At 71.2% G+C, this 12404-nt stretch carries 12 protein-coding genes and 1 pseudogene; 7 read left to right on the top strand and 6 right to left on the bottom strand.

The window, feature by feature from the left end; all coding sequences use genetic code 11:
• Position 1: 1 nt before the first annotated feature.
• A complete protein-coding gene (locus OTB20_RS38380) occupies positions 2–1210 on the bottom strand; it encodes an amidohydrolase family protein (RefSeq protein ID WP_267824547.1) in 1209 nt (402 codons plus the stop codon).
• Positions 1211–1429: 219 nt separating this feature from the next.
• Here OTB20_RS38380 and OTB20_RS38375 point away from each other — a divergent pair, with 219 nt between their 5' ends.
• From OTB20_RS38375 to OTB20_RS38360, 4 genes and pseudogenes are all read left to right on the top strand, one after another.
• Positions 1430–2989, top strand: a complete 1560-nt coding sequence (locus OTB20_RS38375) for an AMP-binding protein (protein ID WP_267824567.1) — start codon at positions 1430–1432, stop codon at positions 2987–2989.
• 55 nt (positions 2990–3044) lie between these two features.
• A complete protein-coding gene (locus OTB20_RS38370) occupies positions 3045–3176 on the top strand; it encodes a hypothetical protein (RefSeq protein ID WP_267824546.1) in 132 nt (43 codons plus the stop codon).
• A gap of 74 nt (positions 3177–3250) precedes the next feature.
• Positions 3251–3886, top strand: coding sequence for a VOC family protein (locus OTB20_RS38365; protein WP_267824545.1), 636 nt, complete (start codon positions 3251–3253; stop codon positions 3884–3886).
• 48 nt (positions 3887–3934) lie between these two features.
• Positions 3935–4129 (top strand): annotated as a pseudogene (locus OTB20_RS38360) (IS5/IS1182 family transposase); the annotation flags it as partial.
• A 68-nt stretch (positions 4130–4197) separates the two neighbouring features.
• Here OTB20_RS38360 and OTB20_RS38355 read toward each other — a convergent pair.
• Together OTB20_RS38355 and OTB20_RS38350 are read right to left on the bottom strand one after the other, a co-directional pair.
• Positions 4198–4740, bottom strand: coding sequence for a GNAT family N-acetyltransferase (locus OTB20_RS38355; protein WP_267824544.1), 543 nt, complete (start codon positions 4738–4740; stop codon positions 4198–4200).
• Between the two features lie 80 nt (positions 4741–4820).
• On the bottom strand, positions 4821–5339 hold the full coding sequence (locus OTB20_RS38350; RefSeq protein WP_267824543.1) for an EF-hand domain-containing protein: 519 nt from the start codon (positions 5337–5339) through the stop codon (positions 4821–4823).
• Positions 5340–5657: 318 nt separating this feature from the next.
• Here OTB20_RS38350 and OTB20_RS38345 point away from each other — a divergent pair, with 318 nt between their 5' ends.
• Both OTB20_RS38345 and OTB20_RS38340 read left to right on the top strand, forming a co-directional pair.
• The gene (locus OTB20_RS38345) at positions 5658–6236 is read left to right on the top strand and encodes a sigma-70 family RNA polymerase sigma factor (protein WP_267824542.1); all 579 of its coding nucleotides are present in this window, start codon (positions 5658–5660) and stop codon (positions 6234–6236) included.
• On the top strand, positions 6233–7570 hold the full coding sequence (locus OTB20_RS38340) for a maleylpyruvate isomerase N-terminal domain-containing protein (protein WP_267824541.1): 1338 nt from the start codon (positions 6233–6235) through the stop codon (positions 7568–7570). The genes OTB20_RS38345 and OTB20_RS38340 overlap by 4 nt, the downstream gene beginning before the upstream one ends.
• 95 nt (positions 7571–7665) lie before the next feature.
• Here the strand turns inward: OTB20_RS38340 and purU are convergent, their stop codons facing one another.
• Complete coding sequence (gene purU, locus OTB20_RS38335) at positions 7666–8541, bottom strand: formyltetrahydrofolate deformylase (RefSeq protein ID WP_267824540.1); 876 nt, start codon at positions 8539–8541, stop codon at positions 7666–7668.
• 19 nt (positions 8542–8560) lie between these two features.
• A complete protein-coding gene (locus OTB20_RS38330) occupies positions 8561–9007 on the bottom strand; it encodes an SCO4402 family protein (RefSeq protein WP_267824566.1) in 447 nt (148 codons plus the stop codon).
• Between the two features lie 231 nt (positions 9008–9238).
• Between OTB20_RS38330 and OTB20_RS38325 the strand changes: the two genes are divergently transcribed.
• A complete protein-coding gene (locus tag OTB20_RS38325) occupies positions 9239–10570 on the top strand; it encodes an ABC transporter substrate-binding protein (RefSeq protein WP_267824539.1) in 1332 nt (443 codons plus the stop codon).
• Between the two features lie 35 nt (positions 10571–10605).
• Here the strand turns inward: OTB20_RS38325 and OTB20_RS38320 are convergent, their stop codons facing one another.
• Entirely contained in the window at positions 10606–11973 is a 1368-nt protein-coding gene (locus OTB20_RS38320) for a hypothetical protein (protein WP_267824538.1), read from the bottom strand.
• Between the last annotated feature and the right edge of the window lie 431 nt (positions 11974–12404).

Raw genomic sequence — 12404 nt, 5'->3', positions numbered from 1 at the left:
GCTACCGTCCCGTCCGCCGGTCCTTGTCGAAATCGAGGCCGAGCATCCGGATGGCGTTGCCGCGCATCAGCTTGTAGACGGTCTCCTCGTCGAGTCCCTTGACGTGGTCGAGGGCGACCTCCTTGGTGTGCGGGAAGGTCGAGTCCACGTGCGGGTAGTCGGTCTCGAAGGTGGCGTTGTCGCGGCCGACGACGTCCAGCGAGGCGATGCCGTGCTTGTCGCGGAAGAAGCAGCAGAACATCTGCCGGTAGTAGTACGTGGACGGCGGCTCGGGGATCAGGTCCCTGACCCCGCCCCAGGCCCGGTGCTCCTGCCACACGTCGTCGGCGCGCTCCAGGGCGTACGGGATCCAGCCCATCTGGCCCTCGCTGTACGCCAGCTTCAGCGTCGGGAACTTGACGAGCACGCCGCTGAACAGGAAGTCCATCATCGAGGCCATGGCGTTGTTGAAGCTGAGCGCGGCCTGCACGGCGGGCGGGGCGTCGGGGGAGGCCGCGGGCATCTGGGAGCTGGACCCGATGTGCATGTTGACGACGGTGCCGGTCTCCTGGCAGGCGGCGAAGAAGGGGTCCCAGTAGCCGGAGTGGATGGACGGCAGGCCGAGGTGGGTCGGGATCTCGGAGAAGGTCACCGCGCGCACGCCGCGGGCGGCGTTGCGGCGGATCTCGGCGACGGCCAGGTCGATGTCCCAGAGCGGGATGATGCAGAGCGGGATGAGCCGGCCGCCGCTGTCCCCGCACCACTCCTCGACCATCCAGTCGTTGTACGCGCGCACGCAGGCCAGGGCGACCTCCTTGTCCTTCGCCTCGGCGAAGGTCTGTCCGCAAAAGCGCGGGAAGGTCGGGAAGCACAGGGAGGCCTCGACGTGATTGAGGTCCATGTCGAGCAGCCGCGCCTTGGGGTCCCAGCAGCCGCGCCGCATCTCCTCGCGGGTGATGCCCTCGAGGGTCATCTCGTCCCGGTCGAAGCCGACGGCGGCGATGTTGCGCTTGTACGGGAACTTCAGGTCCTCGTAGATCCACCAGTCGGTGGGCGGCCCCTCGGGATCCATGGTGATCACGTACTTGCCGCCGGTGTAGGCGAGTTCGCCGATGCCGGCGGTGAGGGCCTTGGGGCCGCGGTCGCGGTACTTGGCCGGCAGCCACACGTCGAAAAGGTGGGCCGGTTCGATGACGTGGTCGTCGACGCTGATGATCCGAGGCAGTTCCATGGTGTCCCCTCGCCGCATGCCGAATGGTTCCGTCGATCCGATCCGATCCGCAGTTCCGCCGCTCCGGCCGCCGGGCCGGGACAGCGAATCTGATGGATCGTCAGAAATCTGGAACCAAGCTAGCTCCCCACCCCTGGACCGACAAGCGTCCGCGCTCTACGCTCTGCGCTTGATCTGACTATCCGTCAGGTCTCATCGGCCAGGGGAGGTCGGTCCGGCATAACGGACAGCACCGCAGTCGAACTCAGCCGGTCCCGCACGCTCTGGGACCTGATCGCCCGCCGGGCCGCCACGACCCCCGACGCTCCCGTCCTCATCGAGGCGGCCGAGGACCCCGCCGACGACCGCCGGCTGACCTTCGGGGAGCTGCGGGACCGCTCGGAACAGGTCGCGGCCGGCCTGTACGACATGGGGGTGCGACCCGGCACGGTGGTCGCCTGGCAGCTGCCCACCCGCCTCGAAACCGTGCTGCTCTCGGTCGCCCTCGCCCGCATCGGCGCCGTCCAGACCCCCGTCATCCCCTTCTACCGGGACCGCGAGGTGGGCTTCGCACTGCGCGAGTCGAAGGCGGAGTTCTTCGCCGTCCCGGGCGTCTGGCGCGGCTTCGACCACACGGCGATGGCCGAACGGCTCGGGGCGCGAGGGATCTTCGAGGCCTACGACTCCCTCCCCTCCGGCGACCCGGCGCTCCTGCCCCCGCCCCCGACCGAGGGCACCTCCGTCCGGTGGATCTACTGGACCTCGGGCACCACCTCGGACCCCAAGGGCGTCCTGCACACCGACCGCTCCCTCATCGCGGGCGGCTCCTGCCTGGCCCACGCCCTGCACCTGTCACCGGACGACGTCGGCTCGATGGCCTTCCCGTTCGCCCACATCGCCGGCCCCGACTACACGGTGATGCTGCTCCTCTACGGATTCCCGGCGGTCCTCTTCGAGAAGTTCGCGATGCCCGACGCCCTGGACGGCTACCGCCGCCACGGGGTCACGGTCGCCGGCGGCTCCACGGCCTTCTACTCGATGTTCCTCACCGAGCAGCGCAAGGACCCGGGCTCCAAGCTCATCCCCACCCTGCGCCTCCTGGCGGGCGGCGGCGCCCCGAAACCCCCGGAGATCTACCACGCGGTCGTCCGCGAGCTGGGCTGCCAGCTCACCCACGGCTACGGCATGACCGAGGTCCCGATGATCACGATGGGAGCCCCGGACGACACCGCGGACAACCTCGCGACGACCGAGGGCCGCCCACCGCAAGGCATGTCGATCCGCATCACGACCCCGGAAGGCGCCGTGCTCCCCCCGGACACCGACGGGGAGGTCCGCCTGCGCGGCGAGGCGGTCTGCCAGGGCTACCTCGGCGGCGACCGCAACGACCTCAACACCTCCGTCTTCGACCCCGACGGCTACCTGATCACCGGCGACCTCGGCCACCTCACCGAGGACGGCTACCTGGTCCTGACCGGCCGCAGCAAGGACGTCATCATCCGCAAGGGCGAGAACATCTCCGCGAAGGAGATCGAGGACCTGCTCCACCAGCTCCCCGCGATAGCCGACGTCGCGGTCATCGGCCTCCCCGACCCGGAACGCGGCGAACGCGTCTGCGCCGTCGTCGAACAGCCCCCGGGCACAACCCCGCTGACACTCCCCGAACTGACGGCGCACCTGCGCTCACAGGGCCTGTCCACCCACAAACTCCCTGAACAACTGGAACTGGTGGAGGCCCTCCCCCGCAACGACGCCCTGCGCAAGGTCCTCAAGTACAAACTGCGGGAACGCTACGCATAGAGCCTGCCTCTTGGAAGTGCGGTGCGCATGGTGCTGCATGCCGGATCGAAATCCTGTGGCAGCAGCGCTCGCCCCGCAGCGGCTGATCGAGCGGGTCGTGGGCCTCGACGAGGCGGCAGCGTTGCTGCCTGGCTTCGACCGGGCCTCCCCCGCCGGGATGACGATGATCGATCCGCTCCACGGCTGAATCCACGGCGGACGCGGCCGGGGCGGCGGGCGTGGCGTCGGGATGTGTGCGGGTTGTGGGGTGATGATGCTGCAGTGCGACTTGATCACGTGTCCTATGCGGTGACCCGCGACAGCTTCGTCTCGACCGTCCAGTGGATCGGATCGGCCCTCGGCGCCGGGTTCGTCGACGGTGGCGTTCACCCGAGATTCGGCACCCGCAATTTTATTCTCCCGCTGAGCGGCGGCACCTACGTCGAGGTCGTCACCACACTCGACCACCCCGCCGCCGACCGCGCACCCTTCGCCCAGGCGGTCGCACGCCGCGCCGCCGAGGGCGGCGGCTGGCTCGGTTGGGTGGTCTCCGTCGACGACATCGCCCCGGTCGAGGCCCGCCTCGGCCGCACCTCGGCCGAGGGCCACCGTGTCCGCCCCGACGGGTTCGACCTGAGGTGGAAGCAGATCGGCCTGCTGGAACTGCTGGAGGACCCGCAACTGCCCTACTTCCTCCAGTGGTCGGTCCCCATCGAGGAGCGCCCGAGCGCCGACCCGCGCACCTCCACCACCATCCACGGGGTCTCCATCGCCGGCGACGCCGCCTCCATCGCCGAATTCCTCGGCGAACCGGCCGACCACCCCCTCGAACACATCGACGTCACCTGGGTCGAGGATGAGGAACCGGGCCTGGTCTCGGTCGAGTTCGCCACCGCCCACGGCCCGGTCACGATCTGACCAGGGCCCGACTGCCCCACGGGAGCAGCCGGCTGGGGTCTCCTGGCTAAGCCCCGAACCCGGCCGTGGGCCGTGCTCGCGGACCGGACCTACTCCTCACGTGCCATCCGGTCCCACCTGCGACGACGCGGGATCCGCGCGGTCATCCCGCAGCCGTCCGACCAGATCGGCCACCGCCTGCGGCGAGGACGCCGAGGCGGCCGCCCGCCCGGCTTCGACGCCGAGATCTACAAGCAGCGGAACAGGCGCCCCTACAGCGCGGCCAGGCCGGCGCCGGCGCCGCGGGCCCGGCAGGATGAGAAAGAGAGGGCCTACGCCCCCGGGCCCGGCTTCCAGTCCTTGGCCAGGAGGCCGAGCAGGACCTCGTCCATGAACTCGCCCATCACCCAGGCCGAGGAACGCAGCACGCCCTCGCGGACGAAGCCGTTGCGCTCGGCGGAGCCCAGCATCGCGGCATTGTCCGACAGCGTCTCGATCTGCAGCCGGTGCAGGCCGCGTACGACGAAGCCGTACGTGCACAGCGCCGCGACCACGTCGGTGCCGTAGCCCTTGCCGCGCGCGGCCGGCAGCAGGCCCAGCCCGATGTGCGCGGACCGGCTGTGGTTGTCGATGCCCCACAGCGTCGCGGCGCCGATCAGCGTGCCGCCGGCCAGCTCCACCACGGAGAAGGGGACGTGCCCGTGCTCCTTGTCGTCCACGAAGAGCCGTGGGTCCTTCGAGTCGGGCGTCATCGGCCGCCACGGCCTGCCCTCGGCCCGCGAGGCGTTGACCACGTCGTTGTAGAGCTCGTCCCGCAGGATCGGGATGTCGTCCTCGTGCCGGGCCCTGAGCCCGACCTTTCCACCGCTGAGCATGAGGGCTTCCTATCCGACCGGGCCGGTCGGCGGCAAGCCATTAAGGCGTGCCACCGATCGACTGGGCGGCCGGTGCGGGGTCACGCGTCCGGCGCCGCCACCCCGCAGTAGCCGGCGAAGGCCGCCAGGATCTCGTCCTCCGTGATGCGGCCGTCGCCGTCCGCGTCCAGGGCCGCCGCGACCGGGCCCGCCAGTTCCTCCGGGGTGCCCAGGACGCGCAGGACGCGCGCCGTCGCCGCCGGGGTCGCGCCCGCGCCGTCGGTGTCCGCGGCCGCGATCACCGCCCGCAGGAAGGGCCTCGCGATCTCCGCGAAACGGTGCGGGTTGTCCCGTAGCCGCTTCGCCGCGCCCGTGACGAACTCCTCGCGGGACACCCGCTGGTCCCCGTCCACGTCGGCGATCCCGGCCAGGCCCTGCCAGAAGGCCTCGGCGCCCGCGAAGACGTCCTGGCCCTTGCTGGAGCGGGCCGCCACGGAGAATTCGGCCAGGACCGCCTTGGCCGCCGCGCTGAAGTCCTCCCGGTCGATATAGCCGCTCCCGTCCTGGTCGAAGGTGGCGAATCGGGCGGCGATCTTGCGCTCGTATTCTGCGCTGTCCATATTCGGCGTTCCGCCTTCACGTGTGCGGTGGGGTTCAGTTCAAGACAAGGCAGAGGCTAAGGCCTATGTGGCCTGCGCGTTAAGCGAAGCGGGCAAGGAGGTGGCCGCATCGAACCAGCGCACGAGGAGCGCGACGGGGCGCGTACGCACGTGCCCATGTTCCATGCCGGGAAACCCCGTTCACAGCCTGCGACGGCTCTCTCACGGAGGGCGCGCTTCCACAGCGAGGTTCTCGCAAAACGGGCGCAGACCGCTCTGTGCCCACTACATTCGAGTGGTCGACACACGGCTGAAACCGGGAATCCGGCTGGGGGCACGATGCCGAAGGACGCACCACCGCGCTGGGACCGCCGCATGCAACAACGCCTGGCCCGCGGCGAGGCCGCCGCGCTCGGTGAGCTGTACGACCGCTTCGCCTCGCTCGTGCACGGCCTCGCCCACCGGGTGCTCGGCGACGAGACGGGCGCCGACCGGGTCACCCGCGAGGTGTTCGGCTACATCTGGGAGAACCCGGACGCCTACGACCCCAAGCAGGGCTCCATGCGCTCCTGGGTCGCCCGCGTCACCCAAGGTCAGGCCCTCGCCCGCCTGCGCCAGGCCGAGCTGGGCCGCGGCTCCCGCGAGGAACTGGAGCAGAAGGTGCGCAGCGCCACCGCGGCGGCCCGCGCCGACTTCATCGTCACCTCCATGCCCGCCCCCTTGCGGGCCGCGCTCGAACTGGCCTACTTCAAGCGCCGCGACTACCGGCAGGCCGCCGCCGACCTACAGATCAGCGAGGACGAGGCCCGGCGCCGGCTGCGCCTGGGCCTGCAACTCCTGTCCACGGCCAACGCCCTTCCGCGCGAAGACACCGTCCCGCCCGGACACGGCCCCTCCGGATATGGAACGACCCGATGACGAGCCCCTTCCAAGGCGGCGCCGAAGACGGCGAAGAGTACGAACACCCCGCGAACCCGGGCGGCCCGGCGCGCATACCGGGCCCGCGCGAGGCCGCCGACGACCTCGACCTGACGGCGCCGCGATACCAGGACCACCCGGCGCACCCTGCGCATCCGCAGACCACCGGCCACGCCGAGGTGCCGCCACCCGCCGAACCGGCCGCGCCCGCCGAACCCGCCCCGCCCGCACCCCCGCCCACCCACACCGTACTGAAATCACTGCTCGGCGCATGGGCCCTGGCGGCCTGCTCCGCCGACGAGACGCAGGCCGTGGAGGACCATCTCACCGAATGCGCGCGCTGCGCCGAGGAGGCGCTGCGGCTGCGCGACGCCGTGGGACTGCTGCACCCGGACGAGAGCCTCGACCTCAAGCCGCTGCTGCGCTCGCGCGTGCTGGAGGACTGCCTCGGCAAGCGCCCGGCGCGCATCCCGATACCGGTGTGGGCGAGCCCGTACGACACCGAGACGGCCCGGCTCGACGCGCTGCTACGGGACTTCGGGGACTCCGAGTGGCACACCCCGGTCCGGCTGAAGTGGTTCGAGGAGGAGCGCCGCCAGTCGCGCCGGACCACGGTGGCCGGGGTCATCGGCCACCTGCTGGCGGTGGACGGCCTCGTGGCGGTGGCACTGGGCCTGGACGACCCACTGGGCCTGGACGGGCCCGCGGGCTCCCCGGCCGAGCGCACGGAGCGGTTCTGGGAGGACTCCCCGTACCCGACCACCCGCCGGGTACGCGAGCCGTGGCGGGAACAGAGCCACACCCTGGTCCGTACGGTGTCCTTCGCGGGCACGGGCGTGGCCGAACTGGACGTCGGCTACGGCTCGTTCGCCCTGCCTCTCGGGGACTCCTTCCTCGAGCGGGCCTTCGAGTGCTGGGTCCATGCCGTGGACATCGCGGAGGCCGTGGACTACCCGTACGACCCGCCGTCCGGACCGCACCTGAACCGGATGATCGACCTCGCGGCCCGGCTCCTGCCGGAGGCCCTGGCCGGCCGCAGGCGGGCGGGGCTGGCGGCGCCGCCCCGCGGGCTGGTCGCGGCGGGGGCGCCGGGCCGGACCCTGCGCCTGGAGATCGAGGGCGCGGGAGGCGGCGGCTGGGACATCGCCCTGGACTCCCCGGCGGCGAAGCCCTCAGCGGAACACACCGTGGCCCGGATCGCCCTGGACGGCACCGAGTTCTGCCAGCTGGCCGCGGGCCACATCTCCCCGGAGGAGGCGGCGGCGGGCCAGAACGGCGACCGCGAGGCCATCCGCGACGTCCTCTTCGCGGCAGCCTCCCTGAGCCGGCTTTAGGCCGGGCCCTGCAGACCTGACCCTGCAGACCTGACCCTGCAGACCGGGCGCTGCGGGCCGCCCCGGGCGGCTCCGGCCCGCAGCGGGCGGGCCGGCTACGTGAAGACGACCGTCCGGGTCCCGTTCAGCAGGACCCGGTGCTCGCTGTGCCACTTCACGGCCCGCGCCAGCGCCTGGCACTCGACGTCCCGCCCGATGGCGACCAGCTGGTCCGGGGTGACCTCGTGGCCCACCCGCTCGACCTCCTGCTCGATGATCGGGCCCTCGTCCAGGTCCGCGGTCACGTAGTGCGCGGTCGCACCGATCAGCTTCACGCCCCGGGCGTGCGCCTGGTGGTACGGCTTCGCGCCCTTGAAGCTCGGCAGGAACGAGTGGTGGATGTTGATGATCCGCCCGCTCAGCTCCTTGCACAGAGTGTCCGAGAGCACCTGCATGTACCGCGCGAGCACCACGAGCTCGACGTTCTCGTCCCGCACCAGTTCCAGCAGCCGCGTCTCCGCCGCCGCCTTCGTGTCCTTCGTCACCGGGATGTGCACGAACGGGACCCCGTAGGAGCCGACGAGCTCCTCGAAGTCGGTGTGGTTCGACACCACCGCCGCGATCTCCACCGGCAGCGCACCGATCCGGTGGCGGAACAGCAGGTCGTTGAGGCAGTGCCCGAACTTCGACACCATCAGCACGATCCGCATGCGCTCGTCGGAGCGGTGGATCTGCCAGTCCATCTTGAAGCTGTCGCCGATCGCGGCGAAGCTCGCCCGCAGCTTCTCCACGGTCACCGGCGCGTCGGCCGCGAAGTGGACCCGCATGAAGAACAGGCCGGTGTCGCGGTCGCCGAACTGCTGGCTGTCCTCGATGTTGCAGCCGGTCATGAACAGATAGCTGGACACGGCGTGCACGATGCCCTGCTTGTCCGGGCAAGAGAGGGTCAGTACGTACTGCTGCGTGGCCTGGGGCTGCGGGTCGTCGCTCATGACCCGACAGCCTTCCACATCACACCGCGCGCGTGAGGATCCTCAGGACGTCCAGCGATCGCGGCCGCGCGTCCGGGTCGTCCCCGTCCGCCGTAGCCAGCCGTACGTGGGCTTCGCGCGCGGCCCGTACCGCCTCCGGCCAGGCGTGGTGCTCCAGGTAGCCGGAGACGGGGGCGTCCGGGCCTATCTGGTGCATGATCCGCAGCACCCGCAGCACGGCGAGGTCGACCAGGGCCGCCTCCTGCGAGTCGCGGAAGATCGTTCCGACATACTTCTCCGCCGACCAGCTGTCGAGCCAGGTGTCCTCGACGAGCCGGTACACGGCGTCGGTGACGTCCCCGTACCCCTCGGCGGCGGCCAGCCAGGTGTCCTCCTGGAACGCGGGGTCGGAAAGCATGTGCAGCGCCGAGCGCACGTTGCTGCGCCAGCGCCACCACGGCATGTCGTTGAGGGGCATGCCGCCCATGGTGGAGGAGCGGCCGCCGCGGCGGGAAGAGTTCTTCGAACCTTGGGCGAATGTCACGCTTTCGATCGTACGTTCCCGTCCGGCGTGATCTTGAGGCGCCTGCGCCCGGGCGTCCTCATCCGCTCGGTGCTCACTCTGCGTGTGGGGGCCACCCGTAATTCACCGGGACGTCACCCGATGTTGTGTACACCTCACACTTCAGTTCCCCGGGGCGCGGCATGGTGCGTGCACATGACCACCCGGCGACGCACAGCAGCACTCTCCCGCGCCTTCCTGGCCCGGACCACGGCCCTGGCGGCGGGCGCGTGTCTCGTCGCCGGATGCGGGGCGCTCCCCGGAGGCTCGGGGGGCTCCGGGGGCGCCGACACCCTCACCGTCATGACCTTCGCTCCGGAGGACTCCCAGGCGACCAACATGCCGGGCATGCCGGGCATGGCCAAGGCCTACGAAAGCTGGGTCAACTCCAAAGGTGGCATCAACGGCCACAAGGTCCGCGTCCTGACCTGCAACGAGCACAACACGCCGACCGGCGCCGCCGACTGCGCCCGCAAGGCGGTCGCCGAGAAGGCCGTCGCCGTCGTCGGCTCCTACAGCCAGCACGGGCGCGCCTTCATGGCCCCGCTGGAAGCCGAGGGAATCCCCTTCATCGGCGGGTACGGCATCACCTCCGAGGAGTTCCAGTCCCCGCTCTCCTACCCCGTCAACGGCGGCCAGCCCGCCCTCCTGGCCGGCGTCGGCCACCAGCTGGGGCGCACCTGCGCCAAGGTCGTCCTGGTCCGCCCCGACACCCTCGCGGGCGATTCCCTGCCCGTCCCGCTCAACGCGGGCCTCAAGGCGAACCAGATGGGCGACGCGAGCGACATCCGCGCCGCCGAGGACTCCGCGGACCTCTCCGAACAGGCCCGCGAGGCACTGGCCGGCTCCTCCCCCGGCGCACCCGCGAAGGGCGGCGCCACCACGGCGAAGGACGGGAAGGACAAGGGCTGCGTGGCCGCCGTACTGGGCGCCCGTACCGAGACCTTCTTCGACGCGTTCCGCCGCGCCGACTCCCAGCACCGCAAACCGCAGGTCTCCTCGGTGCTCGGCTCCGTCAGCCAGGCCCTGGTCGACCGCACGGGCGGCAAGGAGAGCCCCTTCGAGGGTGCGTACGTCACCAGCTGGTACCCGGTCGCCGCCGACCCCCTGTGGACGCAGATGCGCAACGTGATCTCCGACCACGCCTTCGGCGACGACGCCGTGGACCCCGACGACAGCGGCACCCAGACCACGTGGATCGCGTACACGGTGTTCAACGAGGTGGTGAAGCGGTTCGAGGACGGCAAGGGCATCACCGCGCGCAGTCTGGCGCGCAAGCTCAACCAGTCCGAACCCGTCAAGACCGGCGGCCTGACCCCCGAACTCAGCTGGCGCTACGAGGACATGCGCGCCGTCGCCGGCTTCCCCCGCATGGTCAACGGCCGGGTCACCTTCCAGGTCGTCGAGCAGGGGCGCCTGGTGTCCCAGCAGGGCGAGCAGTCCATGGACATGACCAAGACCCTGGAACAGTCGCCCCGTCCGAGCTGACGGGGGCCGGCCCCCGCCAGGGCAATCCGCCAGTCCTAGAGCTGACTCTTCTCGCGCTTGGTGAGGCCGTACTTGCCCGCGATGGTGTTCCACATGCTCGCCGCGGACTCCTTGGCCTTGGTGGCCTCGCCGCTCGACCGGTTCCCGGCAGAGGCGTTGCCGGTCGGCCTGGCCTTGCCGCCCTTGCACTTCCCGCCGTCGGCCTTCACGTCGTCCGCCCAGGACGCGTAGCTGTTGTCGGCCTCGGCGGAGGCCTTCCACGCCTTGTTGAGGGCCGCGGTCAGCTTCGCGTTGTTCGGGAGCTGGTCCACCTTGAGCTCCTTGAGCCGGGTCACCAGTTCCTCGCGCTGGCGGGCCGCGTCGCGCAGGTCGGTGGCCGCCTGGTCCAGATTGCTGCAGCCCTTGATGTCCTCGACGGCCTTGATCACCGCGGCCCGGCTGTCGTTGCTGTCCGCGAGGAGCTTGTCCAGCTGGACCGCCTGCGGCTGCGCCGGATCCAGCGGAGCCTCTCCGCTGTCCGTGGCGGAGCTGCCGGGGCTGGGCGCGGCCACCGCGGCACCCGGGTCGGTGTTCTGCGCCTTGCCGTCGCTGAGCAGCGCGCCGACCCCGAGCCCGACGACGGCCAGGCCGACGACGACGGCGGCGATGATCGCGGGCGAGACCCTGCGGGGGGCGGGGGCGGGAGGCTGCTGGTACTGCTGCTGGTGGGGCTGGTTCGGCTGCTGATACTGCTGCTGCGGCGGGTACTGCTGCTGTGGGTACTGCTGCTGGTGCTGTGGCTGGTACTGCTGCTGCGGATGGGGCCGCGGTGGCTGCTGCTGGCGCAGCACCGGCTCCTGGATGGGGGGCAGTTGCCGCGTATCCCCCCGGAACAGCCCGTCGAACCCGGCGGCCGGATCGGCGGGCGCGGCCGGGACCGGCGCAATGTACTGGGTCGCGGCCTCGTCGTGTGCCGCGGGGGCGGCCGGGACCGGCGCGATGTACTGAGTGGCGGCCTCGTCGTGCGCGGCGGCGGGGACCGGCGCCATGTACTGCGTCGCCGCCTCCTCGTGCGCGGGGGCGGCGGGCACCGGCGGAATGTACTGGGTCGGCGCCTCCGGCAGCGGCGGGTAGCCGTAGCCGTGCGGGTCACCGGGGCCCTCGTAGCCGGGGCCGACGACATGGCCCTGCGGGTAGCCGTAGGCGGGGCCGCCGGGTGCGGGGTAGCCGTAGGAGGCCTGGCCGTGCAGGTACTCCTGCTCGGGGCCGGGCTGTACGGGCGGCTGCGGGGGCATCGGCCGGCCGTGCAGGTACTCCTGCTCCCCGCCGGGCTGTACGGGCGGCTGCGCCGGCGGCTGCGCGGGCATGGGCTGGCCCCACGGCGCGCCTGCCTGCGGGCTGCCGCCCTGTCCGCTCTCCGTCACCGGGACTCCCTCTCAGACCTGTCCGCGTCTACGGAACCGTCGGCTCACGCTACCCCTCCCGGGCGAGTTTGCCAGTGCCGGCTTCAGCACCATGATCCGGGCCGGGCACCGGGCGTCCGGTACCGGATGCGGGCCTGCCGGTCGCCACCTGCACCATGACCAACAACTGCTCCTGCAATCCGTACAACCCCGGGGCCCGGTCGAGAGAACCCTGTCCCAGTCCGTGGCCCTGGCGAGCGGAGACACGGAGGTGCCCGCGACGGCCCCGGCCCGGATCCGGATCCAGAAGGCCATGCTGACGCTGTAAGAGGCCGCGCAGATAGGCGCGGTGGCGCCATCTCGGTAGCAGAGCAGGCACAAGTCTTGGCGATCATGGAGTTGCGACGCTCTGTGATCACCGGGGAGACCTGTGCCTGTACTGCCATCATGGC

The organism is Streptomyces sp. H27-H1 (assembly GCF_026627445.1).
Taxonomy (GTDB): Bacteria; Actinomycetota; Actinomycetes; order Streptomycetales; family Streptomycetaceae; genus Streptomyces.
Note: the sequence above shows the minus strand (reverse complement) of the source record. Positions and strands in the feature narration are given on the sequence as shown.

Coding starts and splice junctions, on each gene's coding strand:
- OTB20_RS38380 (WP_267824547.1), bottom strand. CDS start 1,210: ATGGAACTGCCTCGGATCATCAGCGTCGACGACCACGTCATCGAACCG.
- OTB20_RS38355 (WP_267824544.1), bottom strand. CDS start 4,740: ATGCTCAGCGGTGGAAAGGTCGGGCTCAGGGCCCGGCACGAGGACGAC.
- OTB20_RS38350 (WP_267824543.1), bottom strand. CDS start 5,339: ATGGACAGCGCAGAATACGAGCGCAAGATCGCCGCCCGATTCGCCACC.
- OTB20_RS38345 (WP_267824542.1), top strand. CDS start 5,658: ATGCCGAAGGACGCACCACCGCGCTGGGACCGCCGCATGCAACAACGC.
- OTB20_RS38340 (WP_267824541.1), top strand. CDS start 6,233: ATGACGAGCCCCTTCCAAGGCGGCGCCGAAGACGGCGAAGAGTACGAA.
- purU (WP_267824540.1), bottom strand. CDS start 8,541: ATGAGCGACGACCCGCAGCCCCAGGCCACGCAGCAGTACGTACTGACC.
- OTB20_RS38330 (WP_267824566.1), bottom strand. CDS start 9,007: ATGGGCGGCATGCCCCTCAACGACATGCCGTGGTGGCGCTGGCGCAGC.
- OTB20_RS38325 (WP_267824539.1), top strand. CDS start 9,239: ATGACCACCCGGCGACGCACAGCAGCACTCTCCCGCGCCTTCCTGGCC.